At 51.2% G+C, this 24763-nt stretch carries 33 protein-coding genes and 1 pseudogene; 16 read left to right on the forward strand and 18 right to left on the reverse strand.

What is annotated here, in order from left to right; translation table 11 throughout:
• The first annotated feature begins 129 nt into the window (after nucleotides 1-129).
• Nucleotides 130-489, forward strand: a complete 360-nt coding sequence (locus SE18_RS27155; protein WP_152976621.1) for a hypothetical protein — start codon at nucleotides 130-132, stop codon at nucleotides 487-489.
• Nucleotides 490-759: 270 nt separating this feature from the next.
• Here SE18_RS27155 and SE18_RS11285 read toward each other — a convergent pair whose 3' ends face one another.
• Nucleotides 760-1575: a DUF6414 family protein gene (locus SE18_RS11285; protein ID WP_054534566.1), complete on the reverse strand. Its 816-nt coding sequence runs from the start codon at nucleotides 1573-1575 to the stop codon at nucleotides 760-762.
• Between the two features lie 291 nt (nucleotides 1576-1866).
• Between SE18_RS11285 and SE18_RS11290 the strand changes: the two genes are divergently transcribed.
• The gene (locus SE18_RS11290; protein ID WP_054534567.1) at nucleotides 1867-2136 is read left to right on the forward strand and encodes a DUF433 domain-containing protein; all 270 of its coding nucleotides are present in this window, start codon (nucleotides 1867-1869) and stop codon (nucleotides 2134-2136) included.
• An 11-nt stretch (nucleotides 2137-2147) separates the two neighbouring features.
• Nucleotides 2148-2495 (forward strand): DUF5615 family PIN-like protein, encoded by a 348-nt coding sequence (locus SE18_RS11295; RefSeq protein ID WP_054534568.1) that lies wholly within the window; start codon nucleotides 2148-2150, stop codon nucleotides 2493-2495.
• Between the two features lie 434 nt (nucleotides 2496-2929).
• Here the strand turns inward: SE18_RS11295 and SE18_RS11300 are convergent, their stop codons facing one another.
• The 11 genes from SE18_RS11300 to SE18_RS11345 all read right to left on the reverse strand — a co-directional run bounded on the left by SE18_RS11300 (nucleotide 2930) and on the right by SE18_RS11345 (nucleotide 11775).
• Nucleotides 2930-3655 carry a DUF6602 domain-containing protein gene (locus SE18_RS11300; RefSeq protein WP_054534569.1) on the reverse strand — a complete coding sequence of 242 codons (726 nt, stop codon included), beginning with the start codon at nucleotides 3653-3655 and terminating at the stop codon, nucleotides 2930-2932.
• The gene (locus tag SE18_RS11305; RefSeq protein WP_054534570.1) at nucleotides 3652-4590 is read right to left on the reverse strand and encodes an AAA family ATPase; all 939 of its coding nucleotides are present in this window, start codon (nucleotides 4588-4590) and stop codon (nucleotides 3652-3654) included. The genes SE18_RS11300 and SE18_RS11305 overlap by 4 nt, the downstream gene beginning before the upstream one ends.
• The gene (locus SE18_RS28335) at nucleotides 4590-4805 is read right to left on the reverse strand and encodes an HORMA-1 domain-containing protein (protein ID WP_160319502.1); all 216 of its coding nucleotides are present in this window, start codon (nucleotides 4803-4805) and stop codon (nucleotides 4590-4592) included. The genes SE18_RS11305 and SE18_RS28335 overlap by 1 nt, the downstream gene beginning before the upstream one ends.
• Before the next feature lie 443 nt (nucleotides 4806-5248).
• Nucleotides 5249-6223 carry a glycoside hydrolase family 130 protein gene (locus SE18_RS11310; protein WP_054534571.1) on the reverse strand — a complete coding sequence of 325 codons (975 nt, stop codon included), beginning with the start codon at nucleotides 6221-6223 and terminating at the stop codon, nucleotides 5249-5251.
• A gap of 28 nt (nucleotides 6224-6251) precedes the next feature.
• Nucleotides 6252-8606, reverse strand: coding sequence for a glycosyltransferase family 4 protein (locus SE18_RS11315; protein ID WP_054534572.1), 2355 nt, complete (start codon nucleotides 8604-8606; stop codon nucleotides 6252-6254).
• Nucleotides 8607-8635: 29 nt separating this feature from the next.
• A complete protein-coding gene (locus tag SE18_RS11320) occupies nucleotides 8636-9100 on the reverse strand; it encodes a hypothetical protein (protein WP_054534573.1) in 465 nt (154 codons plus the stop codon).
• A gap of 41 nt (nucleotides 9101-9141) precedes the next feature.
• Complete coding sequence (locus SE18_RS11325) at nucleotides 9142-9453, reverse strand: element excision factor XisI family protein (RefSeq protein ID WP_054534574.1); 312 nt, start codon at nucleotides 9451-9453, stop codon at nucleotides 9142-9144.
• A 30-nt stretch (nucleotides 9454-9483) separates the two neighbouring features.
• Nucleotides 9484-9756 carry a hypothetical protein gene (locus tag SE18_RS11330; RefSeq protein WP_054534575.1) on the reverse strand — a complete coding sequence of 91 codons (273 nt, stop codon included), beginning with the start codon at nucleotides 9754-9756 and terminating at the stop codon, nucleotides 9484-9486.
• Nucleotides 9753-10094, reverse strand: a complete 342-nt coding sequence (locus SE18_RS27970) for an ATP-binding protein (RefSeq protein WP_236706851.1) — start codon at nucleotides 10092-10094, stop codon at nucleotides 9753-9755. The genes SE18_RS11330 and SE18_RS27970 overlap by 4 nt, the downstream gene beginning before the upstream one ends.
• A complete protein-coding gene (locus SE18_RS11340; protein WP_054534577.1) occupies nucleotides 10018-10962 on the reverse strand; it encodes a sensor histidine kinase in 945 nt (314 codons plus the stop codon). The genes SE18_RS27970 and SE18_RS11340 overlap by 77 nt, the downstream gene beginning before the upstream one ends.
• 489 nt (nucleotides 10963-11451) lie before the next feature.
• The gene (locus SE18_RS11345) at nucleotides 11452-11775 is read right to left on the reverse strand and encodes a hypothetical protein (RefSeq protein WP_054534578.1); all 324 of its coding nucleotides are present in this window, start codon (nucleotides 11773-11775) and stop codon (nucleotides 11452-11454) included.
• A 723-nt stretch (nucleotides 11776-12498) separates the two neighbouring features.
• On the opposite strand from SE18_RS11345, the gene SE18_RS27485 reads away from it, so the two are divergent.
• From SE18_RS27485 to SE18_RS11380, 8 genes are all read left to right on the forward strand, one after another.
• Complete coding sequence (locus SE18_RS27485; RefSeq protein WP_054534579.1) at nucleotides 12499-12888, forward strand: lipopolysaccharide assembly protein LapA domain-containing protein; 390 nt, start codon at nucleotides 12499-12501, stop codon at nucleotides 12886-12888.
• Nucleotides 12889-13219: 331 nt separating this feature from the next.
• On the forward strand, nucleotides 13220-13633 hold the full coding sequence (locus SE18_RS11355; protein WP_054534580.1) for a response regulator: 414 nt from the start codon (nucleotides 13220-13222) through the stop codon (nucleotides 13631-13633).
• 78 nt (nucleotides 13634-13711) lie between these two features.
• Entirely contained in the window at nucleotides 13712-14146 is a 435-nt protein-coding gene (locus tag SE18_RS11360) for an element excision factor XisH family protein (protein WP_054534581.1), read from the forward strand.
• On the forward strand, nucleotides 14101-14454 hold the full coding sequence (locus SE18_RS28340; protein ID WP_083469856.1) for an element excision factor XisI family protein: 354 nt from the start codon (nucleotides 14101-14103) through the stop codon (nucleotides 14452-14454). Before SE18_RS11360 ends, SE18_RS28340 begins: the two co-directional genes overlap by 46 nt.
• Before the next feature lie 503 nt (nucleotides 14455-14957).
• Nucleotides 14958-15395 carry a cupin domain-containing protein gene (locus SE18_RS11365; protein WP_054534582.1) on the forward strand — a complete coding sequence of 146 codons (438 nt, stop codon included), beginning with the start codon at nucleotides 14958-14960 and terminating at the stop codon, nucleotides 15393-15395.
• A gap of 76 nt (nucleotides 15396-15471) precedes the next feature.
• A complete protein-coding gene (locus tag SE18_RS11370; protein ID WP_054534583.1) occupies nucleotides 15472-16032 on the forward strand; it encodes a hypothetical protein in 561 nt (186 codons plus the stop codon).
• Between the two features lie 227 nt (nucleotides 16033-16259).
• Entirely contained in the window at nucleotides 16260-16955 is a 696-nt protein-coding gene (locus tag SE18_RS11375) for a VIT1/CCC1 transporter family protein (protein ID WP_054534584.1), read from the forward strand.
• A gap of 286 nt (nucleotides 16956-17241) precedes the next feature.
• On the forward strand, nucleotides 17242-17670 hold the full coding sequence (locus SE18_RS11380) for a low affinity iron permease family protein (protein WP_054534585.1): 429 nt from the start codon (nucleotides 17242-17244) through the stop codon (nucleotides 17668-17670).
• Nucleotides 17671-17951: 281 nt separating this feature from the next.
• Here SE18_RS11380 and SE18_RS26740 read toward each other — a convergent pair whose 3' ends face one another.
• The 4 genes from SE18_RS26740 to SE18_RS11400 form a co-directional block, all read right to left on the reverse strand.
• Nucleotides 17952-18485 (reverse strand): tyrosine-type recombinase/integrase, encoded by a 534-nt coding sequence (locus SE18_RS26740; RefSeq protein ID WP_083469857.1) that lies wholly within the window; start codon nucleotides 18483-18485, stop codon nucleotides 17952-17954.
• 177 nt (nucleotides 18486-18662) lie between these two features.
• The gene (locus tag SE18_RS27160; RefSeq protein ID WP_160319499.1) at nucleotides 18663-18836 is read right to left on the reverse strand and encodes a site-specific integrase; all 174 of its coding nucleotides are present in this window, start codon (nucleotides 18834-18836) and stop codon (nucleotides 18663-18665) included.
• 167 nt (nucleotides 18837-19003) lie between these two features.
• Nucleotides 19004-19600, reverse strand: coding sequence for a class I SAM-dependent methyltransferase (locus tag SE18_RS11395; RefSeq protein ID WP_054534588.1), 597 nt, complete (start codon nucleotides 19598-19600; stop codon nucleotides 19004-19006).
• A 61-nt stretch (nucleotides 19601-19661) separates the two neighbouring features.
• A complete protein-coding gene (locus SE18_RS11400; protein ID WP_054534589.1) occupies nucleotides 19662-20219 on the reverse strand; it encodes a dihydrofolate reductase family protein in 558 nt (185 codons plus the stop codon).
• Nucleotides 20220-20302: 83 nt separating this feature from the next.
• Here SE18_RS11400 and SE18_RS11405 point away from each other — a divergent pair, with 83 nt between their 5' ends.
• Genes SE18_RS11405 through SE18_RS28345 form a run of 3 tightly spaced genes read left to right on the forward strand, consistent with a single transcriptional unit; the run spans nucleotide 20303 to nucleotide 22047 of the window.
• Complete coding sequence (locus SE18_RS11405) at nucleotides 20303-21370, forward strand: DUF4158 domain-containing protein (protein ID WP_160319500.1); 1068 nt, start codon at nucleotides 20303-20305, stop codon at nucleotides 21368-21370.
• Nucleotides 21371-21381: 11 nt separating this feature from the next.
• The gene (locus tag SE18_RS27490) at nucleotides 21382-21558 is read left to right on the forward strand and encodes a hypothetical protein (RefSeq protein ID WP_160319501.1); all 177 of its coding nucleotides are present in this window, start codon (nucleotides 21382-21384) and stop codon (nucleotides 21556-21558) included.
• A gap of 27 nt (nucleotides 21559-21585) precedes the next feature.
• Nucleotides 21586-22047 carry a Tn3 family transposase gene (locus tag SE18_RS28345; protein ID WP_083469859.1) on the forward strand — a complete coding sequence of 154 codons (462 nt, stop codon included), beginning with the start codon at nucleotides 21586-21588 and terminating at the stop codon, nucleotides 22045-22047.
• Here SE18_RS28345 and SE18_RS27165 read toward each other — a convergent pair.
• Nucleotides 21934-22575, reverse strand: a complete 642-nt coding sequence (locus SE18_RS27165; RefSeq protein WP_054534591.1) for a hypothetical protein — start codon at nucleotides 22573-22575, stop codon at nucleotides 21934-21936. The two genes, SE18_RS28345 and SE18_RS27165, sit on opposite strands and share 114 nt — an antisense overlap.
• A 259-nt stretch (nucleotides 22576-22834) precedes the next feature.
• Here SE18_RS27165 and SE18_RS11415 point away from each other — a divergent pair, with 259 nt between their 5' ends.
• Nucleotides 22835-23734, forward strand: a complete 900-nt coding sequence (locus SE18_RS11415) for an STAS domain-containing protein (RefSeq protein ID WP_054534592.1) — start codon at nucleotides 22835-22837, stop codon at nucleotides 23732-23734.
• A gap of 85 nt (nucleotides 23735-23819) precedes the next feature.
• A complete protein-coding gene (locus SE18_RS11420; RefSeq protein WP_054534593.1) occupies nucleotides 23820-24644 on the forward strand; it encodes an alpha/beta fold hydrolase in 825 nt (274 codons plus the stop codon).
• A 6-nt stretch (nucleotides 24645-24650) separates the two neighbouring features.
• Here SE18_RS11420 and SE18_RS28420 read toward each other — a convergent pair.
• Nucleotides 24651-24763: pseudogene (locus SE18_RS28420) on the reverse strand (IS982 family transposase); the annotation flags it as partial.

Genomic DNA, 24763 nt, shown 5'->3' on the forward strand with positions numbered 1-24763 from the left:
GGTGGCCACGCGATTTGAGAAACTGGCCCTGAACTATCTCGGATTCGTCCATCTGGCGATGATTCAACGCTTGGTGCGTATCCTTGCACCAGCGACATCGGTATCCTGAATTATCAGACAGAGCCTACAATGATGTGTCAAGCTTTATCTAGGAATCATTTTGCTGTTTTGACAGGTAATGCTAGTCGTGACGGAAGAAATATTATTATAGATCCTGAAATGGTCGATGTTGATGAAGAAGAGAAAAAAATAGTTAATCTTGCTTTTGAGCGTTGCCTTAGCAAAATAAACCATGGATATGATCAGGAAACTGCTATTCTTATATATGTTGATTTTTATCGCAAACTTTCTATTCGTTCAAGAAATTCATTAATTGAACGAACACGCCTATTTATATACGATAATGATATAGATATTTATGGCATCTATTATTGCTACAGCGCAGATTATGGTGTTGATGGAATACAAAAAGACTCATCCATTCGTTAGTTTTACGGATTCATTAGAAGTTATAAGGATATAAGATTCGATCTTATATCCTTGTAAACATAATATGTCAATCTAATTACTGACACATATGAGCGTATATAAGTGGATCATCAGAATAGGCTATTCTATATTTGCTATTGACTTCATAAACGTTAGGTTTATTAATAGTTCGGTATGTGTGTTTAATATTTTGAGGCGTGCCGGACTAAAGCCTCAAAACGAAACGAATATAATGGAAAAGGCTGATTTAAATCCTTATAATGTTTGAAATTAGTTGTAGATTGCTAAGGGAAGGATAATTGCGGCAGGCCCTTCGATCAACTCCACAGCACCGCTTTGTGATGGATCTGGTGGGGGAGCAATGTATTTTTTTCTATTGCCCCGCTGCGCACCTCGAATATTGGATACTTGATTTATTACCGATCCAAGTGGGCTATAGAAAACTTCACTTTTTCCTGCAGGAATGATTTTCTTTATTTTCCCAAACACAGTTGCTTCTGTTTGCAGATCAGGAATATGATCGAGATGAAGATATTGACGATTAAGTTTCCCACCAAATACATAATCTTGTGTTCCTGCTGCCTCAAAGAAAAGAGGAATCGCTCGATTTTCTGTTTGGCCTTTCAATAAAGATTTTACGAGTGCCTCATGCTGTTTCGAAAAGCTTTGAGTTGATGAGAATTCTTGCAGAAATTCCTTTAATGCATTCTCCCCACCGATTAATTCGATGGTAGAAAACAATTGAGGAAAGTAGAGGTCAGCATCTACCTCTATTATCTCATCTTTCGATAACTGATTCCAAATCTCTTCATCGAAAGCCTCAAGTCGTTGAATTTGCCCTTGGTTGTCTAATAAGTCATACAGTCTTTGAAATTTTGTGGCATCAGTATCCGCTAGTTTTCGCTTTTCTTCTAAAGAGCCTTCAGTACTTACTCCTAAGGTCAATCGTCCCGTTAATCCAGCAGATTTATTTCCTTTCTTAGCACGAGTTTCCTCAATACCACCATCAAGCGCATGTCCTTCTAAAACTGATAGATAACTCGTGAGCATATTTGTATCAAGGTATGTAAATGTTCGTAAAATCATGGCAGCCTCCAGCTATGGGTATATTGTTTCGGTACGATCTATCTATATTGAATGTTACAGTGTAAAAGTTTACAACGGGAGTACTTCTATTCTATGCAACGATTCGTGAAATTTTGTGCCATTTAGATCTAGAAATACTGATATCTTATTTTGCATCAGAACCCACTATTGATGTAGACAAGGCGACCACTGGTTGATTTGGCACCGATCGTGCGGTAGACTAAACCTACATCCACTGCGGGATGCGCCACCAATCACACCAGCACACACCACCCAGCCAAGGAGATTTCGATGGCCATTCAAATGACTGAACATCCCTATGTCGTGACCGATGATCGGATCTTACGGGGCGAACCCATTATCAAGGGAACCCGCACCCCCATTCGGGCGATCGTCGAATCGTGGCGGATGGGCATGGCTCCCGAAGAGATTCGCCAGGGGATGCCGCACCTCACCCTCGCCCAAATCTTTGATGCGCTCAGTTATTATAGTGACCACCATGCGGAGATTAATACCTATATCGAGCGCAATCGGATTCCGGATCAGTTGCTTGATGCGTGAGGTAGGCTGTTGTGAGCGATCTGTTTCTCCATCTGTACCTTGATGAAGATGTCCATGTGCTCATTGCCGATCTCATTCGCGCCCGCGGGTTTGCCGCAACCACGACCCGCGATGCCGCCCTCTTAACACTGGCTGATAATGACCAATTGACGTATGCAGCCAGCCAGGGGATGACCCTTGTGACCCACAATCGCGATGATTTTGAGCAGCTGGCGGAAGCCTTCTTTGCTGCTGGCCAACCCCATGCAGGAATTATTATTGCTGTCCGCCGCCCGCCCTATGAGATCGCGCGGCGCTTGCTGGTCGTGTTGAACGATGTTCCGCGTGACGAGATGATCAATCAACTCCGCTATATCTAACGCGAGGCTGGCTCCGTTGCACGCATGCCGCAGTGTCATAGATTGCGTATTCGGATACGCAATCTGGGGGATAGGGCTGTATACAGCAATGGAACGGAAACGGTCGTTTTCACTTTTTTTCACAATCTATTATGCCGTTGATGGCCGTAACTAGTGGGCCTTAGTGGGTGACTTATGTCGTTTGTTGTAGTTGTAGAGTTTTTGATTTGGGAGGATTAGAATTATAGTATGGGGTATGACATCAATACGCTTGATGAGTGAATGTTATATTAACTGTCAACTCAGCAATATGGTTGGTTGTTCTAAAGAACAGCCGCTGCAATACCCCACTTTTAGTTCGTTGGTTCTTATGGATTTTTTCAGCTAGTTACTTCCTTTATTATTTGATACATTTCCATGACGCAATCAACTTCTTATAATTTTACTCTCCATTTCTACCTAGTTAGCCAATGTTCATATGCTTGAACATCAATCATTGGTACTGTCCCACTAAATTGAAGTTCTGAAATGAGTTTAAAGAGAAATGCCGTCGCGGGCTTACCTTCTAATGTAATATCATACATACCCGAACTTGAGTTCAAGTGAAAGTGACCACATGCCGCTATACATCCCATATCAAGCTGGCCTATTGCCTCGCTCTTGTTCAGTGATGATTCGAGGGGGAATCCACCATGTGGATTCCAATCGCTATCGAACGTGAGAATTCCTCCTAAGATATGGATCAAGGGCTTTGGTGGATAATATCCTCCTGCATGCGGAATAGGAAGGCTCGTTCGATGGAGGCGACGAACACTTGCAACCTTGTTCTGCGCATACTCAACATAGTTAGCATTAATTGTTTGTTTTGTTTCAAAAACAGCATAAACGCTCTCAGCCGGAACAATAATCTGCCCTTGGTAATTAAAGATGAAAGGCGAATATTGCCGATCAAAAATAACCACATCAATTTGCTCGCTGAAAATCCCTTGGCTATCAACCACATGGGCGGTTGCAACTTGATAGCGCTGTGGCAAATATGTTTCTAGTAACTGAAGCCAAACTTTTTCGCTAGCATCACCCTTTGTTCCTGGATGTGCAAAGCTTTTTCGGCAAGTCTCTAGGCGCTGTTGAATATCATCGTGCAGCCCTGCAAGGAGTTGTGATAAAGACCAGTTCGTCATATATTCTTCTCCCTAAAACGTGGTGTTGGTATCATAGTACGAGCGATTTCGAGTGCGCGCTGCGGGTTAACTGGTTGCGATGGATATGCATCGAGAATAATTGCTGGTATAAGCCGTTGGGTAAGATCTGAGAACGTAAACCCAGAGTCATCAGGTTGTTGCGGACCAGTAATAGCAACAAGATCATCGAGGTTCGTTGATGAAAATCCTAGCTGCTCAAAGACTGGTATTAAAACAGCCCGTCGCTGCATTGCAGTTGGCCGATCAAATAGAAGAATATCAGCTGCCCGCCGCTTAACAGCGGGATCAAGTGCTTCGAGACGATTAGTACACATAATAACGGCTGCTGGCAGCTTGCCATTGCCAAGCCGATCAATTCCACGGATGAATGCATTAACACCAGCGCGGTCTTCATGATGCATTTGGGCTGCCTCGCGAGATTGGGCCAATGCATCAGCTTCGTCAACCAACAGGATAATTCCACCCCGAGCTTTCTCTGAGCTTCCTTTCAGTTTTGTAGCCTCGGTTACCGTGTAATCAAAGGCTGATGAAAGTAATTGTGTCATTTCTCCAACCCGACCTTGTCCACGGGTTGATAGGCTAAGAGGAAGAAGGGTAAGTTCGATATCTTCCTGTCGAGCAACAGCATCTCCAATTGTTTCGGCTAGTTCTGTTTTACCAGAACCAACATCCCCTGCAAGAATTACTAAAGGAGGCCGACTTAAAATCGTATGGAGGAGATTATTTGCGTTATGATGATAGCGTTTCATCCATAATTCCAATCCAGCTGGATTAATAAGCAGAGCTAAGATTTTGGTCAAACGACTTTTATGGTCGTCAAGGCCTATTAGGCGCTCTAACCGTTCATGATGAGCAATATCAGGATAGATCAAGCGACGTTCGAATAACGTGTCGAGAACAGGGATCGAATGCATCAGTAGCTCCTCACAGTGGAACGATCAAGGGCACGTCCGCCTGCCGAATACGTGCGATCGTTGGTCATATACCCATCAATTTGTGATTCTGGCGCGCTGCCACGATAAAAAGGCATCCGTTTTTTGAAATTTTCCTGCTCTGTTTGCGTAAGATTGTTCCAAGTAGGCCTAAACCCAAGTTTTTTACATCCAGCCGCAAGAGCATTAAAGAATATTAACTATTACAAACTTCTGGTTGGCTTGTTACTTTGCTACCTCTGGAACAAACGCTCGTGGGATCATTTGAACACTGCATTCTACGATATCAAACCTGTGGAGATGACACCGCCATGGGTTGTTACCGTTCGTTTGTGGGTGAGCGCTGTTTGGGGCGTGATGCACGAGCGATTGAACACACCGTGCGACGGCTCCACGAGGATCGGTATGCGTGGCGATCGCCGATACGCAGCATAGACATGGGCGTGTCTTAATCGCGCTCGTGCATCCTTCTTCCCACTGCATACCCCGCTAACCGATCAGGGGTTCCGTACCGTAGGTCGCCGCCACGATCATGGGCAAGACCCATTCCGATAACGATTGCTCAGCCCCCGAGGACGATCAACGATGACTGGACGAACCCCTCGGTTGTCCAGCCCTACGCGTATCGTGGCTCGTCGTATCAACGGTGTGACGGTGTCTCTGATGGGAGGCCATAGATCGTCAGCCAATCAAGAATCTGGCGAATACTGCCAATCGCAACCGCAATACAGCTATCGGCGGCTCCATAATAGACATGCAGGGTATCGCCATCCGGCAGGACGGTCACGCCACAGGGGAAAATCACATTGGGAACATCACCATGGCGTTCATACTCTGTGTGCGGACTCAAGACCCATGGTTCGCCACGCCGCAGACAACGCTCAGGATGGTCGGTCTCGAATAGGGCTACGCCAATCCGATAGAGACAGCCACCAGGAGTTATCCGAACGCCATGATAGATCATCAACCAGCCTTCTTCGGTGGCGATGGGCGGTGGCGACAACCCAATTTTGTTGGCATCCCACCATGCGCCTTTGCGCGCCTCAAGCATACACTGGTGTTGACCCCAATGGCGTAAATCGGGTGAAAACGACATCCAAATATGCGATCCTTGTGCGCCAATCGGGCGATGAATCATCGCCCATAAGCCGTTAATCCGCACGGGAAAGAGTGCCGCATCTTTATTTTCGGGCTGCATCACCACTCCATAGCGGGTAAAGGTCTTAAAATCGGTCGTTGTTGCCAAAGAAACGCCCGGACCTCCAGTCGCATACGAGGTATAGACCACCGCATAGGCCGCTAATTCCTCAAGATAGGTAATGCGCGGATCTTCAATGCCCCACTGTTCTTCAGGATACCGCTGCGGATCAGGCGCAAAGGTTGGGTGGGCATCAATTTGCCAGGTATCAAGCCCATTGGCCGAGCGCGCTGCACAGAAATGCGAATGCCCACGCCGATCTTCAACCCTGCATAATAACAAGGTTGTTCCATCGGCAAGGATGGTTGCGCCTGGGTTAAACACGCTATTAATCGGGTATGGCCAATCGCTGGCTTGTAAAATCGGATTAGCTGGATGCCGTGCGAACAGATCGAGTCGATTTTGCTGGATCATCATGGATTCCAAACTGTCTCGCCATGAGACACTACAATGGTCTTGATAAACGAAGATCGCGTGGGGGAATCACATTCACCCCAATCTGGGTTGGGGGAGCGACGCTGGTTCCCTTGCTCGCTGCCGTTCCAAGACGGATTGGTGGTGTGAGCGTTTGCATCGTCAAGCGACTGATTAAAAAGGCCAAGGTTGATTCAGCACCCTGATTTTGATTAATCCGATCAATTTCTAGGCCATCAGCACACCCACCAGTGCGTGGGTCATAGAGGGCTACGCCTGCATCATTGTGGCCGAGAAACCAAGACAAGGCATGCTGGGCTTCATCGTACCAGCCTGAATCGCCAGTGCTTTCAAAGGCGGCACATGCTGCCAACACGGTTGCCTGGGCCTCAATTGGCTGTTGATCATAGTGCGCTGGAGCGTGCCCACGCTGGAAAAACCCATTCGAGCCAATGGGCTTGAAATGGTCAGCCTCCGGCCGCTGAATCGCACAGAGCCAAGTCAAGGCCGTTAATCCAGCCGCAACCATATCGGGGCGCTGAAGGGTTTGACCACTGACGATTAATGCATGCGGCAGCACCGCATTATCATAGGTCAGATGATCATCAAACCATTCCCAATCAGGCTGATGCGCCGCTTGAAAACGAGCTAATAATTGTTCAGCGAGGTGCGATTGGCATGCCCTAACCGTGCGATCACCAGGAAAACGTCGACGATAGGCGGCGAATCCCAGCAAGGCGAAAGCCCATGGCCGTGGGTGGGTCAGCTGAGCCACCGCTGGAAGTGCGAAACGGAGCAGCCGTTGTGCAACGCCGCATAAACCTGGATCATGGCTCTGCGCAAGCACCGTGCCAAGTGCCCAGATACTGCGCGCATGGGCATCTTCCGAGCCGGTCGCCTCTCCCCACTGCCGATTTGCCCCCATAAAGTTGCGAAAGCGTTGCGTCGCTGGATTAAAGGCATACCAGAGAAACGCTAAATAGCGCATTGCCAAACACTGTGCCTGTGGTTCTTGGATAGGATCGAGGAGCATCATGGCAATCAAGGCCCGCGCATTATCATCGGTCGCATAGCCTTCGTGATAATTCGGAAGCGTCAAGATCGCATGTTGGATTAAGCCCATATCGTCGGTCATAGCGATCAGATGATCAAGACATAACGGTGGGATGATCAGCGAATCGTGCATGATGGGTTGATTCGCCAGCACGAGCACGGGATGGCGGGGGTGCGTCTGTGCCTGGATAAAACTGCGCATATAGTGCGTGGCAACAACCGACCAGAGCATCGTGCGCCCACGTTGATAGGCGCGTTCGCGAATGGTTTGACGTAGCTGGGGTTCGGCTAAAAGCGTGTTAATCTGTTGAGCGAGCAACGCTGGATCATGAAACGGAACCAGCATGCCACCACCATGGGCCAAGAGTTCGGTTGCATACCAGTAGGGTGTCGAGACAATCGCCTTCCCCGCCCCAATTGCATAGGCTAAAGTACCCGAGACGCTTTGTTCTTGGCTATGATAGGGCGTAATATAAATATCAGCCGCACCCATATAGATTGCTAAAGCGCTCGGACTCACAAAGTGATCATGAAACCGCACATGGGCTTGAATCCCAAGCTGTTCGACTAGCGCTTGCAGCATCTCACGATAGGCCTCGCCAACGGTTTGACGAACGGTTGGATGCGTTGCTCCAACAATTACATAGAGCACCTGCGGATGCTGTTGGATCAGGGACGGTAATGCATATAAAACATCTTCAATCCCTTTATTTGGTGACAGCAAGCCGAAGGTAAGCAGAACCTGCTTGCCCGTCAGATTGGCGTGTTGTTTATCCTCATAGCCATCACGAAATGGCAGATCCGGAATGCCATGGGGAATACAATCAATCTGTGCCAATGGAATCCCATAGATTGTCTGCATCAAATCGGCCGCATGCGAACTCATCACAATAATCCGTTGTGATCGTTGCGCAAGCTCCCACAAAATTGTCTGTTGATCGGCGGTTGGTTCGCGTAATACCGTGTGTAAGGTGGTAACGATCGGAATCGCGATGGCACGAATGAGCAAGAGCAGATTCCGCCCTGATGCCCCACCAAAAATCCCATATTCGTGCTGAATACACACAAGGTCATACGAACTCAAACGGATAAAATCGGCAGCTTGGTAATAACTATCTGGGTTATCCTGATCAATCGTAAAGACGACTGAATCGGGATAGTCATAGCCTATAGGCGTATCATTCATGGCCATCACGTCGATCTTGCTCTGCGGATACGCTTCAAGCAAGGCCATGCGCAAATCGGTGGTATAGGTTGCAATCCCACACTGGCGCGGAGCATAATTGCCAATGAGTAAAATTGAGCGAATCGATGGATACTGTGGTGTCGGCATGCCACACCTCCTGTACTAACGGGAAGCAATCACCCTGCCATAGCGGTATATGGTGGGTGGCGCAATGTTTCAATTTGTGGCAAAAGGGTAGTAAGCTGCTGTTCCCAGCCCACATCCCAAGCCCGAATGGCGGCAATCACCTGAACCGGTGGCGTAACTGTGCGAGCGGTCGGATGCCACGCCTGATAGCGAATAGCCGGTGGGAGCAGCACCCACTGGCTAAAGTAGCCCAACAGATAGCGTAAGGCCATAAAGCCTGTCCAGCCTGCGATGGCATTCCCCTGCATCTGCGGACTCATCCAGCGCTGCGTGAAGGTCCCAAAATGATTCGGCTCAGCAAACGTCAGGGGATGGATCACCAGCGGGTGATCCTGCTGACTAAACCCGAACAACAGACAGCGCAGGGCATTCGTCACCGGAACGGGATGCGGATAGGCCGCAATCCCTACCTGAAAATAGTGCTGATGATCGGGTGTAAACCAATGACTATCCATCGATAGCCCCTTTCTTAAATGATCAGGAGCGCCATGGGCGGCTAGGGTATGCGTAGACTCGCCAGCGGGAAAACCTGCAAAATGCGGGAGGCAGGAATCCCCGCAGCAATGAGGCGTTCAGGAATTCCATGGATCGTGTGATCACAATGAATCCAAACCCGCTCATCGTGATAGGCGATATGCACCAGACACTGATGAATCCGATGCTGCCCGTGCCACCCCGCGACCACCACCATATACTGCTGTTGCTCACGGTCAAACACCGTTTGCATCGTACATGCGCCCAGCGTATCAGGACATGGCATGGCCATCAGGACGGTTTCGATGAGCGTGGTGGGCGAAACGGCCACCATAACAAACTCCCTTCTAAAACAGCCATTGGGTTAGCGCATGGTCGGTTTCGATGGTAGGGGATCGTCTGGCCATTGATTCCAATGGGTGGGTGGGTGGTTGTAGAGCGTGCGATACTCATGATATTGCCAAGCAATAAACCGCAGCGCGACTCCACTGAGCATGATGAGCACGATCGCCATGAGCATCTGCCACACGGGAAGGGTCAGACCACGCATCGTCACCTGTGGTTGTGGGCTCGCATTGCCGAGCAGCATCAGGCCACCAATCAGGCTCAGCCAAAGCAGAACAGAACGTTTTTTCATCGTGTGCTCCCGTGAAGACCAGCACTGCTGGGAGCGTTCACCAGCAGTGCTGAAAGATGTTCCGGTAGGCGGGGTTGCCGAACACTCCCGGGAAACTGGATAGTGATGGTTGTTCCATGATCAACCGCACTGGCAATCGTGATGCTGCCTTCGTGTTGTTGGATGAGTTCTTGCACAATGGCCAAGCCAAGTCCTTGACCAATCCGTGCCGCCCCATGGGGATCAGCAGTGTCAAAAAATGGACGAAAAATCTGCTCGAGGTCATCGGCAGCAATACCAACCCCAGAATCCTGAATGGTGATCTTGCCCATCAGCAGCGAGGGTGATGGTAATGGCACTCTGCATCCCGCTATAATGCAGGGCATTGAGCACGAGATTCTGAAAAATTTGGACTAAGCGCCCATAATCGCCTGCGATCCATATAGCTTCATCAGGAACCCGCAACACCAACAGATGCGCGGCGCGCATGCCGTGCATGGCATCAACGACCGTTCGCAGCACCGCACGGAGGTCAAGCGAACGACGCTGAATCGGCCCCAGATCGTGGGTCATCAGCGTGCTATCCAACAATGTTGGTACCAGTCGTCCTACGTGAATCGCTTGCATCCGCATGGTATTAATCATGTGCCGTTCACGCAGGGGAATGCCACCCCATGTGGCAACGCGTCGCTCCAATAAGTCGATATAGCCCAGCAAAATACTGATGGGCGTTTGCAGTTCATGGATCGCAATCGTCAGATGATGGTGAATCTGATGGGTTGTATCAAGCGCCACTGCCAGCGTGCTGGTGAGCGTTTGGACATGATCTTCTGCCGCTCTGTGTGCGACGCGTGCAAACGCATAGTCAAGTGTCCGCTGAAAAAGGGCTGGCGTCAGATCATCATCGAACAGTGTGGCGTGCACCCCGCCGTGTAACGCCGGGATCAGGGTGTGATTATTGGCGTTTGGGGCGGAGAAAATGAGCGGATAGGGTGCTGCATGATCAGACAGCGCTTGAATAATCATGCGGGCCGTATCCGTCAGTGGCAGTCGCACGAGAATAACATCGATCCGGCGCGTTGCCAGTATCCGCAGGCCATGGTCGAGGTCGGAAACTGCAATCAGGCGATACTGGACGGTTTGCAGTGCCGTGATGATCGACGCCAGGAGGGGTATACCATGCCCATCATGGTCAATTAATAAGATCTGCATCCCATTCGGCTTCATCAACATATCCTATCTCGCGGCGCAGCCAGCGGGTTGATTGAAGGTGCATCCAGCAACAGGGGTGCATACAACAACAATGAAGGCCAAGCCATCCATATGTGGATGACTCGGAGCGTGATGACGTATCCCTTTAAGTACATGCCGATGCAACGGCGCGTCACCATGCGGGATTTTTGTAGGCGTAAATAACCAATCATTGTAGCTATCAAGCGACCATTATGCTATGGTAGCGTTTTCGCCAACAACAATGATGGTGTTCAACACACCTGCAATCATTAACATAAATCTGATAGTGAAAACTCGGAATGATAGGATAACCAAAATGGTTATCGAGTGGGGGATATGGCCGAGTTAGGAGGGATGTGAAATACAAATGCGCTACTTCACCTCTCTAGTATAGCACCATCGCATGAGAAACACAACGACAGACACTAATTGGAATCGCTTCGTGGTGGTAATTATGCCACGAACAGGGTCTAAACTGGCTGATTAATCAATCATCGCCTCACCATAATGCTGATGAAAAAGGGTCAGAACATCAAAAGAGATCTTTTTTCCTGAAAGTTTGGGGGTATTCGTTTCAAGGGTGGCAGTGCGCAGGCTTGTGATTGTGCTATTGATAATCACAATCGATGGGTCATCAAAGTTAAAGACCACCTTACCTGGCTCAACATCAGCATCAGACTGGATCGTGATAGCCACTGATGCTCCCTTACTTTTTGCTGTGGCTTGTAGCAACGGCAGCGGCATATCCCATGTTTCATAATGCTGCGCCATTTGAATGGTTTGTTCTGAACGATGGATGATACGCATAGGGAAGTTCCTCCATAACCAAGATACGCCTACAACCCATTCGCCAATCCAAGCGCAGCGTATGACCTCAACCAGCTGATCTCCGCTGCTATCTAAGAATTAGTACTTGGTTGGGCAAGGATTTCGGTAGTGCATCTGGTGAGCATCGTCGAGCTTTGCAGGGCGTGACCCCACCCAAAGATTGGGCGAAACACGCCAACAACTGAAGAAAAGTGTGGGAAGAATACGTCATCAGGTGGCGATGACATAGGAAGCATGCGGCTACATCCAAAAGAGTACGCTCGATAGCTGGCTCTGTAAAGTTCCTCTCCCCTTGGGATAGGGATCGATATCAAGTCAGCGGGTTCAGACGTGATGGTTGAAGCGAAACGATACCAGCAGCTTGTTTATTATGGAAAGTGTGCTATAGTAATACGTAGATGCGCTTGTGTATCACTTCAAGTGCATCGTGCTCCTCAACTCGGCCACTCCCCCATCGATAACCGTTGGTTATCCTATCACACCGAGTTCCCCTTCTCTTCTATGGTGATAACCCACATCTATGGGTTGCGTGTCTCCAGCATTATTGCTTCATGGCACCACCTACCACCTATTCAGGAACTGCTCCTGAATGGATCTACTATTGCCGTGGCATTCCTGTTCCTGCGTTGTTGGAATGGTTGGATCACTATCCAGCTTTCCAGCATGCAGCACAGTGCGACCATAGGCAAAGGAGTCCTCCTCATGAAAGCCATTTTTGGTATCGTTACGGGAATCTTAATCGTGCTCTTTGCAGCAATTGGCATCCAAAACACAACGGCGATTTCGCTGCACCTCTTCGATTGGCAAACACCAGCCCTGCCTTTATGGATGCTCCTATTGACGGCCTTGGCTAGTGGGATGTTGATGGTTGGCTTGTTTGCCTTTCCACGCCAGATCGAAACCTACTATCAGAACCTCCGCCAGCGTGGGCAGGCCGCTCCTGTCCAACGACCAGTGATTCCCATCGATGCTGCGATGCCACCACCAACGACCATGCCACTCGCCGTTGAGGCTGGGCCACAACACTATAATCCACAAACCGGTGAGCGCCGTGATCCGTGGATCGATGATGTACCAAAACGCACGGTATGAGCACCTATGCTCGCATAACCGTGGTTGCCTGTCCCATCTGTCGTGCGAAACAAGGACTCTCGGGGGTCTTGCATTGCGGCAGCGTGGTGATCTGTGCGACGTGTCATTCGTCGTTGCGGGTTACGACCCTCCGACCAATGCGACTGCGGCTGGTTGATCCATCCGCTACGCGCACCGCCGAGAGTCAACCGGAGTCGTATGCCTAATCCATCCCGCTTGCGTTGGGCTGGCCCAATGCAAGCGGAAACCATGATCGACTGCGGAATTTCCGCATCGATCACAATGCGCAGACAATTACTGCTTGCGCTAGTCCATAATAAAGGAGCATCCTATGGTGCCCCAAACGATTGCTGTTGTTAATAATGATTTGGCATTATTAGATTTATTACAGGAACTCTTGCTTGAAGCAGGCTATGCCACCACCACCTACCTGACCACTGACCAGACCTATCAACAGTTACGGGATAGCCAACCGAGCTTAATTATTCTCGATGTAGGCCTTCAAGCATCCGCTCCAGGCTGGCCATTACTTAAATTACTCCATTTTGATCCAAATACGGTGCAGATCCCCGTTCTGGTGACAATGGTTGATCATGCTTTTATACAAGGTAAGCAAGCCTTTTTACAAGCAGCTGGCTGCGATGTGCTCGAACTTCCGGCCAGTTTTACCGACCTCGTTGCTAAAGTTGAGACGTTAATTGGTGCGCCACTTGCTCGAATCATACCGACAAGCGATCCACCATAAATCCAAGGGTAATCAGTTCAATATAGGGTACCTACCGAAAGGCGAAGTGTACCGCATTCCATGCAGGAGCTGAGAACGATGCTGTCTCATACAACCATGGCTTCCATCATGATTCCAGCCTTAGAACGGCAGGGATGGTTAATCACCCATCAACCATTACGCATGCTCTGGTATGGGATCGAAAGCCAACTCGATCTTGCGGCGAACAGCACCAGCCATCGTTCTATCACGATTGCGATCTACCCTCCGCACGATGACAGTGGCGTACCACCATTGACATGCTTCTTGGGGCAAGCCTTAGTGACACAAGCAATTCTTGGACGACTTGACCCAATGTGCACGCTCTACTGTGCGCTAGATCGAGCCATATTTACGGCCTTGTTCGTCGCACCGTTGAGGGATCTGTTACGTTCGGCCTATCAAATGCGATTTATCGTGGTTGATGCAACCCAAGAGGAGGCAATTCAATGGATACCTGCACAAGCCCCTGCACAATCCTTGAACTGGTCTTAACGGAACAAACCTGCGTTCCGTATGCCTATGGAAACTATAGTTTCCAAACCATTTTTGACCCGTATCAGCATCGCTATCTCGTCATGGTTATTGGATGGAACGGGCACCATCGTATCCATCATTGTTTACTGCACCTAGAATATCGGGACGGAATCATTTGGATTCATCATGATACGACGGCGGCAGGAATTACTGAGCCACTGATTGCTGCGGGGATTAACGCTGCGATGATTATCAGAACAAGTCCCCCTCAAAGCATGGCCGTCCCCCTAGAACAAGACTATATGCAGAAGGATGGCAGCTGTTGATCACCAATGCCTCGCAGAAAGGAATCCTCGATGAATCAATCACCATGGTCTATCCTACCCGATAACCAAAACAATACCAGGAGTCCTGCTCCTAATACGTCACATGCGGCGGTTTGTCACGATGAAGCGGTCGGATCATCCACCCAAGATGGGTTGTCAGGAAACGATCATGGTGATCGAGATGTCTGGAATACCGAAGGTGGATTCTGCCTCCTCGTGCCATCAGCATTTCAGGAAGACAACGATACAGTGCCATGATGTGGCACGATTGAAGAGACAATCGCTCAGCTGGTATCCGACAACCCATGGCTCCCACACGCCCCCCGTGCGCTTGGAGAGTCACCCACCCGCATCCGTCGTCATACCCTGCTTAATCCAACGCTCACCGATCGGCTTGTGTCCGAAACCACGGAGACTGCCGTCGCACGTAGGTTATCGCAATCGATACGGAGGGCTGTCCGATGATCTGCCTATTGGCACGTATCCGTATCCAAGGAGTTACTATGATCGACCCTATTCCCGTATCCAACGGAGCACCTCGGCTCCGCGACCATCCCATCACACGCGGTATCGGCAACAATCAGATTCTGCATCTTGCCGATGCTGTCGATCACCTCGTGAATGAGGTGCATTCCGCGATCGACGGGCATCGGCAGATAACCCTGTTCCGTCAAGCCCCAGTCACGCTCGTCTTATTTGTCTTTGATGCGGGCGGTGAACTTCCCGATCATGTTGCCCAAGGAATCGTCAGTATTCAGGTACTGAACGGCAGGTTGAGCATCCAGATCGCAGGGAATGATCATCGCTTGGATGCGGGACAGATCCTTTTCCTCAATCCCGCCATTGCGCATAGCGTGCGGGCTGAGATCGCGAGCACGATGCTCTTGACCATCCATCACATGGAGTCAATCACCATGGCGCAAACGACGGTGGAGTCATAATTCGACCTGCGGGGAGCCTACACGTACCACAGCAATCAGACCACGATGACCGCTGCATTGCAGCGAGGAGGTCGGGATGAAAACGATACGACTCTTTCCAACGCTCGTTATGGTGATCGGCGTTCTTTTTACCTGTGGTGGATTGGTCATCACAGGCGCTGGCATCGTTATCCATGGGTTCGTCGGTGAGCAACTCCGTTCACAACAGATTACAACCCCCGCGGATGCCTCGATCCCGAATGCCCCAGTAACCGGGATCGCAACGGTGCTCAGCATGGCCGCACTTATTCAGCATCATGCCGCTGACAGCTCCAATGGCTTATCCTATGCCCAGATGGGTCGTTTTGCTGTTGCCAGCGGCGACCCATCTGGCACAAATACCGTTGATGCGGCATTGAAGGATGCGATGGGTCAGCCTGTGGCAAACCAAGCACGCACGACTCAACTCACTGCGGCGAGTCTCGTGACCTCACTCAGTTTGTCGGCAATGGCGCTCGGCGCATCCTACGGTGCGATGGCCCTCGGCATCGGGTTCTTCATCCTCGGCCTCATCATCACCGGACTTGGCTATGCGCTCCGAGGATTGATTACCCCCGAGGTCGCCGCACGCTTTGGCATTCAGCCGGTCAGTGCGTAACCGTGCGAAGGCTGACAGTCATTCATCGCGTCTGCACATGATCGGATCGGTGTTTGCCGTGCAAGGCGCTGCTCATTCACGGATCGATCGGGCATAGGCATACACCCTGATCGACTGGTTGGTGCAACCTGCTCCTGATCGGGTGCAGCGGAATGCACGCTGAGCGTATTGCGCTGAGAATCAGAGACATGGGGTTTACCCGCTCCCTGGATTTCAAAGGAGTCACCATGGCCACCGCACATCGAGAACAGCATCGAACCCAGCATATCGGCTGGCTGCGTGCATCAGTCTTAGGCGCAAACGATGGGATTGTCTCAACTGCCAGTCTGGTGGTTGGAATGGCTGCATCAAACGCATCCCATCAGTCGGTGGTTGTGGCGGGCATTGCTGGCTTGGTTGCAGGGGCAATGTCCATGGCCGCAGGCGAATATGTATCGGTCAGTTCCCAGGCAGATACGGAACGAGCGGATATTGACCGTGAGCGCATGGAACTCGCCGTGGATGCCTACGCTGAACGTGCGGAACTGGCAGCCATCTATGGTCGCCGTGGCCTTGACGCATCCCTCGCTGAGCAAGTCGCCGAGCAATTGATGCTGAAGGATGCCATCGCGGCCCACGCCCGCGATGAACTTGGGATCTCCGAAACCATGCGTGCCCGTCCCATCCAAGCAGCGCTTGCGTCGGCGGCTGCCTTTGCCGTTGGCGCGATACTCCCGCTGATGACCGCTGTGCTTGCGGCTAATTCCTATCTCGTTGTTTTGGTGACGGGAACCTCACTCATATTCCTCACGCTGCTGGGGATCTTGGCTGCCTATACCGGTGGTTCGCCCATCATCGTGGGTGCCATGCGGGTGGCTTTTTGGGGTGCGCTTGCGATGGCATTAACAGCTGGCGTTGGAGCGATCTTTGGGACAGCTCTCTAGACCGTGCGTGGAATGGTGAATGGGTATAATTTTTTCGAATCTATGCGTTCGCCGCACTTTTGAGGCGTTGTAGGTGAAGCGCCTCGGTGCTCGGGTTGGGTTTCTTCGCTTCCAGCTTGACGACTTAGGGGTGGACAAGGCAAGGAGGTCCAGCAATCGTGGTTCGGGGAGTTGAGGTCTTTGTGCCGAAGAGCCCGTAACGTGCCTATGGTTTTTTGAGGACGGTTGGTGTGAGATGCCGGTCTTCCCCCCATCCCTGCCATCGGTACCATAGAAAGGACATAGTATGTACAGCGTCAAACCGAGGTCACGGTTTACCCAAATCTCCAAGTGGACTGCCCATATCACGGGGCGACCACAGACGTTTGGTCTTGCGGTCGGGGTGATCTTCCTGTGGATGATTAGTGGACCACTGTTTGGCTGGAGCGATACATGGCAGTTGGTCATTAATACGAGCACAACGATTATTACCTTTCTTATGGTCTTTCTGATTCAAAATACACAGACGCGCGATTCAGAAGCCATTCAAATCAAACTTGATGAATTGATCCGTGCAACGCAGGGTGCTCATAATGCGCTTCTTGATTTGGAAGAGTTGGAAGAGGACGAGTTAGACCAGATTCGGGCGACATATCAACGATTATCGGAACGAGCTCGCGAGGCCATCCGTCATGGATTGGTCGATACGGATAATCCCGAACCCGCAGTGGCATAACGAACGTGGTACACCATGAGTGCCAGATGAATTATGCGTGAAGTTACCACATACCCAAAGAAATTCGTGCGCCGCTTGCACGGAGCATCCCAGTGATTGAGCAAGGGGAGGCTCAGACGTTGTACGTGCCCAGTTGCGCTCTCACAGAGCAGATTACCGACAGCACATCCAACCGTTGAATATTTTTATTCTCACCGGCAGGATTTCGTCTTCCCCCTGGCAGCCAATTGCCCAATCCATTCTCTGCCAACCAGCAGTAATTATCTTGGATTTTCGACGAACTACTGCTGGTTTCTCAGCGCTTGACGCACGACACCGTCACTCAGTTCTGCATACACTTGCGTTGAACGCGGATCACGATGGCCAAGAATCCGTTGCACAATCTCCAACTGATGGCCTTGCTCAACGAGTTCTGTTGCACGGGTGTGACGAAGTTGATGGATCGTGTACCGAGGCTGACCGTGCACATCGATGAGACCAGCTTTTGTGCAGAGAAGCTGCCATTGGTAATAGAGCACACGATAGGAGACGCGTGTCTGGCGATTCGAACGAAAGAGTGGTTCATACCCTACACCAGCGGAATGAGCACGCATCCATGATCGCAGTCCTCGGACCGTTCTTGGGGTAGCATCAGGGTCAAGGATCACGATTCGATCATACCCATTTTTAGGTTCCCGAAGATGGAGACCTTCACGACCAGGTTCAAGACAAATGTCTTGGTAATTCAAGCGGATCACTTCGCTAGCGCGCATACCAGTCTCGCGCAGGATGGTGAAGATGAGGCGATAGGGTTGCATGGTGCGAAGGATTGCCATATCGAGGTAATCGCGTTCAGCCCTCCCACGAATGGGTGTGGGCAGTCGATGCGGAGGTGCTCTTCGTTCGCGTCCTTGGGTTGGGTCGATCAGACATATCCCGTGGCGAATTGCCCATGTAAAGAACCGACTCAGGCTGGCTGCTCGTCGATTGCTGGTGGCGATGGATGCATAGTCCTAGTATAGCCAAGCCTCCACCTGCTGAATGGTGATGCTATCCAGATTCATCGGCATGGCAATGGCGGCCAGCTGGAGATCATACCGATACGCCCGAAGCGTATTCGGCCGCAATTTGCGGCGATACTGCATAGCGTCTAAAAAGGCATCAAGATGTGCAGCAATGGTCGTCATCATCGGCTCCCTTCACTCCAGCGAAGCTAGTTTGGCATCTATTGTAAGATAATTCCGAATTCCTCTCTGAAATCATCACAGACTATTTCTTGGTATGAGCTGATTGAGGTTGCTGGGATGGAAGATAATCCGTCTTATCTTTCAAAGATGGCAATCATTGTTTTAGGCTATTCTAATGGCCTAAAACACGCCATGTTGCGGCTGGATGTAAAAATCTTGGGTTTGGGCCTGTATGGGCGACATTCAGGCGTACCAACTGGTAAATCAGGGTTATCGAGATTCCACAGCTCGCGCGGCAAGATTGTGAGCACCAAGCGCCCATTTGGCCGCAGCACCCGCCAGATCTCAGCCAGCGCTACCGAGACTTGGGGCCAAAAATAAATCGAGTGAATGCTGAAGACCTGATCAAAGCGCGCTGCTGCAAACGGCAGATTGTTCGCCTCGCCGCCAAGCACCTGCACCCGCCCAGCCCGAATCGCCGCAGCATTGCGGCGCCTCGCTGCTCGCACCATCGTTGCAGAGAAATCCACCCCGATGCTCTGCCCAGCACTGACGATTGCGCTGAGCGCTTGAATCGCAACCCCAGGGCCAAAGCCGATCTCCAAAATCTGGTCGGTTGGTCCAGCCTGCAAAACCTCGATCGTCCAGCGATTCTCTGGTTGGTGGTCGCGAGCCATGGCGCGGCCAATGGAGCGCCCCAGCCAGCCGCTCGGTCGCCGATACTGGGCATCAAGATTCACGATATTCACGATTCGTCCTAGCATACGCTCCTCATTCTTAAGCGCGTCGCCGCTCCGGCAACGAGCCACTGTAATCTTCGCTGATTCAGCGTGTCCGTCGGTAGTGCATCGCAACGACGCCACAGTGCAGCGGCGTCGCTGAAATAAAGCTGAGCTTTCTGGTGCTAGGCAGCCCACGTTCGTAGAGGGTTGGGCCATGGCCAGCAATCCGAGGGTGGATGAGCAGCTTGTATTCATCGATCAGATCCAGTCGATCAAGCTCGGTCGCGAGCAGAGCGCTCCCGAGCAAGACTCCATTCGGGGTTGCGTCCTTGAGCTGCTGAATAGCGGTGCGGAGGTTGCCGCTGATGTGGTGGCTGTTCGTCCAAGGGAAATCGGTTCGCGTCGAGGAAACCACATACTTCTGCTTAGCATCGATCTTGAGCGCCCACTCACGGAGCGCTGGTGGTGCCTCCGTATTACCGCGAGCGACTGCTGGCCAAGAGCTTTCCATCAGCTCGTAGGTAACCCTGCCCCACAGCATTGCGCCGCTCTCATCCAGCAGGTTCGTAAAAAAGGCGTGGGTCTCATCGTCGGCAATGCCCTCTTGGTGGTCGATGCAGCCATCCAAGGTCACGTTCATACTGAAAGTCAAAAGGCCCATACAGTCCTCCATGCACAATCTTAGAGCTTATTATAACGAACATGTGTGCTTTTTTCTACCCTCAATCCAACCAAACGCGCCACGTGCGCCAACGCCTCTCGCACGTACTCTATGCTGCCGCAACCCATATGGACAACCCCGCTAATATGATCAATGCGGCGATCGAGGAATTGATTAGGCATCGCTGTGAATTGCCCGCCTATAGTACCTTCGACGATCTGGCCCAACGTATCCGAACCCACGTCAATACCCGCAACCAAACCCTTGCGCAACTGTCGGCAGAACACCAAACAACGGTTGATCACCTGTTGGTTGTTGATCCCGTAGCGGGGCGGTCAGGGTTTGCCCGGCTCAAAGAACCGCCACCGCGTGCATCCTTTCGACACTTGGATGTATGGTTACAGCGCGTCCAATGGCTTGATTCCTTGGGCAATCCTATCAACTGGCTCACGCATATCCTGCCCTTGAAAATGCAGCATTTCGCGGCAGAAGCCGCCGCGCTCGATCTCGCCGATCTCCAGCCTGAGCGGATGCCCCAAGCCAAACGCATGACCTTGCTCCGCTGCCTCTGCCTTCAGACCCAGCGGCGAACCCGTGATCAGTTGATTGAGATGTTCTTGAAACGCATCAAACGGATGCATCGCTCAGGACGCGATGCCTTGACCCGCCTCCGCGAAACCCATCGTGATACGACTGCGGCACTGTTGGACATCTTCGGAACGGTCGTTCAGACAACTGACACCATTCCTGATGATACCCTGTTCGGGGTATCGCTGCGCGATCTGCTTCACCACCATGGCGGAACAGCAGCATTGCACGCAGCGTATAGGAAAATCGCCGCCTATCATAGCAATAATTACTATTTCCTGATGACCAGCTATTTTAGTCGCTATCAACCCCTCTTTTTTCGGCTTGTTCGGATGCTACGCCTCCAGCCCACAACCACCGATCATAGTCTCATGACCGCTATCGACTCCCTCATTGCGCATAACCAGCGCCGAGTAGCGTTGATCCCTGCCGATCTTGATCTGGCCTTTGCCAGCGACCAATGGCAGCGCACGATTCATATCATATTCGCCACCAGCAGACCCTATTCTATCGTCGCCAAGCACTCGAGCTGTGTATCTTTAGTACCCTTGCCGACTAATTAAAGGCGGGTGATATGGCCGTGGTTGGTGCGGAACACTATGCCGATTATCGGGCACATTTGGTTCCATGGGAGGACTGTGTTCCGCAGATCGCCGACTACTGCACCGCAACCGGGATACCAACGACCGCCACCGCGATGGTGGCGGCGTTAAAAGAACAACTCCGCACGGTGGCCACGACCGTTGACTAGGCCTATCCAGAAAATGCCGCGCTCACGATGGCGGAGGACGGAACACCTACGCTAAAACGAGTCGTTGCCGCTCCGCTCCCCGAGGGGTTGGCCCACTTCGAGGCCGCGCTCGCCGATGCTTTACCGGATCGCCAACTGCTGACGGTTTTAGCCAATGTCGCCCATTGGACGAACTATCCACGCCATTTTAGCCCGCCATCCGGGGGCGATAGTAAACTTTCGGATGCGCGTGAACGCGCCATTATGACCGTCTTTGGCTATGGCTGTAATCTTGGTCCAACCCAAACCACTCGCCACACCCGTAGCCGCTGGACTGCCGATATGATCGCAACCCTGAACCGCCAACATGTAACCGTGCGCAAATATCGCAACTATCTACGGATTAATCAGGAGAAACCGCAGCGGACCACGCCCCACGTTGCGCGCTTGATAGCTATAGTCGAGGAAATAGAACCCACGACTATCCGGTTCCCATGGATTGCCACATAATTCCGCAACCGGATTCTCAAGGGAGACGATGGTGTCAGTGATCAGCGGACTACCCGGCAGCGGAACCAAGGATACCTGCCCTTGGACGATCCGGTAGCATCCATCAGGCGATCGGTTGCGCTTATTAAAGCGTGGGCCAGTCGTCCACCATGGGCTGGTTTTATGGGGATCAATCGTGCGGGTATCCGTGACAATACCCGTCGACAGATCAATCAGCCAATGGGGTTCAAGCACCAACATATCAGTGCGTGCGCCGAGCATCCAATCGATGGGTGTCCCATAGGCATGCTGGTCTGCTTCGGGCAACCGAATCGGTTGCTTGGTGGCGAGTGAATAAACCTGATGTTGCTCAGCAAGCGGGCGATCCATCTGCACAATCAGCACATAGGCACGGCTTGGCGAGATACTACACGCATTAATCGGCAGATCGAGCACCATCATATCGCGCTCGTTGGACATCATCGTTACCCAAAACGCTCCAAGAACAAGGATCAGACTGATGAGGCCAACACGGTGCTTCCAACGCATCCTATCCTCTTTGGCGGTGCCGCTCTCACTGATAGAGCGCACCGCGGCTCTCCGCCAACAATCCCATCGTTCAACATCACCAGCACACTGCGGGGATGCGGGGTGATCAGGCTCGGCGTTGACTCCAACGGCTCATAGCGCCGATCATTAAAGTATTGCTTGGTTAGATACCCTAAGCATTCACGATCTAAGCGGCAGACCTCATCCCAAAATTGGTGTTAGAGCCTCGTGCACCAGATCTTGGTATTGAGTTTGCTTTATGGCTTTCACAGCACTTCACACCAAGGGAGTTTTTGTGATCAACCAGCGCTTAGCCACCATGTTAACCACCGATCATGCCAAATTTTGTAGCCTGCTTAACGCTGGCATTGCCACAGCCGAGGGTACAATCTATGCGGCAATGACCGCAAACGATTGCTCACACTTGGCAGGTTTAATTGCCGAGAATGTTATCGCCCACTTTGCGGGAATTCAACCAATTGAGATGTTTGCCGAACGCATGACTAAGCTGCGAGTGCATGACCCAGACTATACACCGCAATCGATTGCGGTCATTATCAAGATTATCGAAACTGCGCTTATTACCATGCTCAACAGCACCTATGCAAGTGGTGATCCCGAGTATCCTATGCTTCAAGCCGCCATCCATGATCTTGTGCTGCGCGATAGCACCGCATGTTTTGTGGTCTATGCAACCGAGCGTGAGCAAGCCCTGCGTGCAAGCTTGGCCGATCAAGAACGACTAGTTTCCCTTTTACGGGAACGCTCGATGCCCATTATGCCAGTCTACGATGGAATTCTGGTCGTTCCCGTGATTGGCCAGATGGATACGATTCGCGCCCAAGAGTTGACCGAAGATCTGTTGACCGCGATTGTTGATTGGCAAGCAGAACAAGTTATTATTGATCTGACAGGCGTGCCTGAAATTGACCCAACCAGCGTGAACCAAATTGTGCAAATGACCAAAGCAGTTACGTTGCTCGGCGCCGCTGTGCTTTTGGTGGGGATTGATGGCACAATGGCGCAAACCCTCACCCAATTAGGCGTTCAGCTGGCGCATGTGCATATCAGTGCGCATCTTCAGGATGGCATTGCCGCGGCATTGGCCCAGTATGGATGTGCAATTCAACCAATCGCCGCTGGCTATCAGAGCTTTTAGCGCTCATTGGTATATATCGTGCTTGACGGTCAGTGGCACTATGCATAACCAGCATAGCTGATGAAAGAATAAAAGGAGTATGTTTATGCATGTTACAACTCGTGATGGGGTTCAGCTCTATGCTAAACGCTGGGGTTCAGGCCGTCCAGTGATTTTAATTCATGGCTGGCCTCTCAGCGCCGATACATGGGATGATGTGGCCTTGCCAATTGCCACAGCGGGATTTGAAGTTATTGCCTATGATCGACGGGGCTTTGGCCGCTCTGAGCAACCATGGACAGGCTATGACTACGATACCTTTGCTGATGATCTCGCCGATGTGATTGCTGCGACCAATGCAACCCAAGCAACGCTGGTTGGGTTTTCGATGGGTGGCGGTGAAGTGGCCCGCTATTTTCAGCGCCACAAGGGTGCCCATGTTGCCCAAGCTGCCCTGATTGGCTCGGTTGTGCCCTATCTTTTGCGCACCGATGATAATCCCGACGGCGTTGCTGCAAGCGTGTTTGAAACCATGCAAGCCCAAATAACCAAAGATCGCGCAGCCTTTTACGCAACCTTTTTCAAAGATTTTTATGGCGTCGGCGTAATTAGTCGGCCTGTTAGCCCTGAGGTGATTGCGTGGTCGCAACAATTGGCCATGCAGGCAGGCCTTAAAGCAACCCTCGACTGTATTACGGCGTTTTCGCAAACCGATTTTCGGCCTGATCTGACGGCAATCAATGTCCCGACCTTGGTCATTCATGGAACTGGCGATGCGATTGTGCCAATTGAGCCAACTGCCCGCGCTGTTGCCGCTGCCCTACCCAATGCCCAAGTTCATGAGTATGATGATGCACCCCATGGCCTTTTAGCCAGCCATAAAACCCAAGTCACCAGCGACTTGCTTGCTTTTTTACAAACCCACGCCTGATGTGAGTTAGACATCGTTGATGACCGTAAATGTCAGCACATCGATCCCAAATCGTGCCCGCAACACGGCTTTCACGACCAAATGCGTCACCTTGCTGGCAATGCGGGTCACCAATCCAC

The organism is Herpetosiphon geysericola (genome assembly GCF_001306135.1).
GTDB lineage: Bacteria > Chloroflexota > Chloroflexia > Chloroflexales > Herpetosiphonaceae > Herpetosiphon > Herpetosiphon geysericola.

Coding starts and splice junctions, on each gene's coding strand:
- SE18_RS11355 (WP_054534580.1), top strand. CDS start 13,220: ATGGTGCCCCAAACGATTGCTGTTGTTAATAATGATTTGGCATTATTA.
- SE18_RS27155 (WP_152976621.1), top strand. CDS start 130: ATGATGTGTCAAGCTTTATCTAGGAATCATTTTGCTGTTTTGACAGGT.
- SE18_RS11320 (WP_054534573.1), bottom strand. CDS start 9,100: ATGGATAGTCATTGGTTTACACCCGATCATCAGCACTATTTTCAGGTA.
- SE18_RS11415 (WP_054534592.1), top strand. CDS start 22,835: ATGGCTTTCACAGCACTTCACACCAAGGGAGTTTTTGTGATCAACCAG.
- SE18_RS27490 (WP_160319501.1), top strand. CDS start 21,382: ATGGCCGTGGTTGGTGCGGAACACTATGCCGATTATCGGGCACATTTG.
- SE18_RS11315 (WP_054534572.1), bottom strand. CDS start 8,606: ATGCCGACACCACAGTATCCATCGATTCGCTCAATTTTACTCATTGGC.
- SE18_RS11365 (WP_054534582.1), top strand. CDS start 14,958: ATGATCGACCCTATTCCCGTATCCAACGGAGCACCTCGGCTCCGCGAC.
- SE18_RS11345 (WP_054534578.1), bottom strand. CDS start 11,775: ATGCGTATCATCCATCGTTCAGAACAAACCATTCAAATGGCGCAGCAT.
- SE18_RS11330 (WP_054534575.1), bottom strand. CDS start 9,756: ATGAAAAAACGTTCTGTTCTGCTTTGGCTGAGCCTGATTGGTGGCCTG.
- SE18_RS11310 (WP_054534571.1), bottom strand. CDS start 6,223: ATGATGATCCAGCAAAATCGACTCGATCTGTTCGCACGGCATCCAGCT.
- SE18_RS27160 (WP_160319499.1), bottom strand. CDS start 18,836: ATGACGACCATTGCTGCACATCTTGATGCCTTTTTAGACGCTATGCAG.
- SE18_RS11395 (WP_054534588.1), bottom strand. CDS start 19,600: ATGCTAGGACGAATCGTGAATATCGTGAATCTTGATGCCCAGTATCGG.
- SE18_RS11305 (WP_054534570.1), bottom strand. CDS start 4,590: ATGCATTCGATCCCTGTTCTCGACACGTTATTCGAACGTCGCTTGATC.
- SE18_RS27165 (WP_054534591.1), bottom strand. CDS start 22,575: ATGCGTTGGAAGCACCGTGTTGGCCTCATCAGTCTGATCCTTGTTCTT.
- SE18_RS28345 (WP_083469859.1), top strand. CDS start 21,586: ATGGCGGAGGACGGAACACCTACGCTAAAACGAGTCGTTGCCGCTCCG.
- SE18_RS11380 (WP_054534585.1), top strand. CDS start 17,242: ATGTACAGCGTCAAACCGAGGTCACGGTTTACCCAAATCTCCAAGTGG.
- SE18_RS11370 (WP_054534583.1), top strand. CDS start 15,472: ATGAAAACGATACGACTCTTTCCAACGCTCGTTATGGTGATCGGCGTT.
- SE18_RS11325 (WP_054534574.1), bottom strand. CDS start 9,453: ATGGTGGCCGTTTCGCCCACCACGCTCATCGAAACCGTCCTGATGGCC.
- SE18_RS28340 (WP_083469856.1), top strand. CDS start 14,101: ATGGATACCTGCACAAGCCCCTGCACAATCCTTGAACTGGTCTTAACG.
- SE18_RS11340 (WP_054534577.1), bottom strand. CDS start 10,962: ATGAAGCCGAATGGGATGCAGATCTTATTAATTGACCATGATGGGCAT.
- SE18_RS11290 (WP_054534567.1), top strand. CDS start 1,867: ATGGCCATTCAAATGACTGAACATCCCTATGTCGTGACCGATGATCGG.
- SE18_RS11360 (WP_054534581.1), top strand. CDS start 13,712: ATGCTGTCTCATACAACCATGGCTTCCATCATGATTCCAGCCTTAGAA.
- SE18_RS11375 (WP_054534584.1), top strand. CDS start 16,260: ATGGCCACCGCACATCGAGAACAGCATCGAACCCAGCATATCGGCTGG.
- SE18_RS27485 (WP_054534579.1), top strand. CDS start 12,499: ATGAAAGCCATTTTTGGTATCGTTACGGGAATCTTAATCGTGCTCTTT.
- SE18_RS11285 (WP_054534566.1), bottom strand. CDS start 1,575: ATGATTTTACGAACATTTACATACCTTGATACAAATATGCTCACGAGT.
- SE18_RS11420 (WP_054534593.1), top strand. CDS start 23,820: ATGCATGTTACAACTCGTGATGGGGTTCAGCTCTATGCTAAACGCTGG.
- SE18_RS11400 (WP_054534589.1), bottom strand. CDS start 20,219: ATGGGCCTTTTGACTTTCAGTATGAACGTGACCTTGGATGGCTGCATC.
- SE18_RS11300 (WP_054534569.1), bottom strand. CDS start 3,655: ATGACGAACTGGTCTTTATCACAACTCCTTGCAGGGCTGCACGATGAT.
- SE18_RS26740 (WP_083469857.1), bottom strand. CDS start 18,485: ATGGCAATCCTTCGCACCATGCAACCCTATCGCCTCATCTTCACCATC.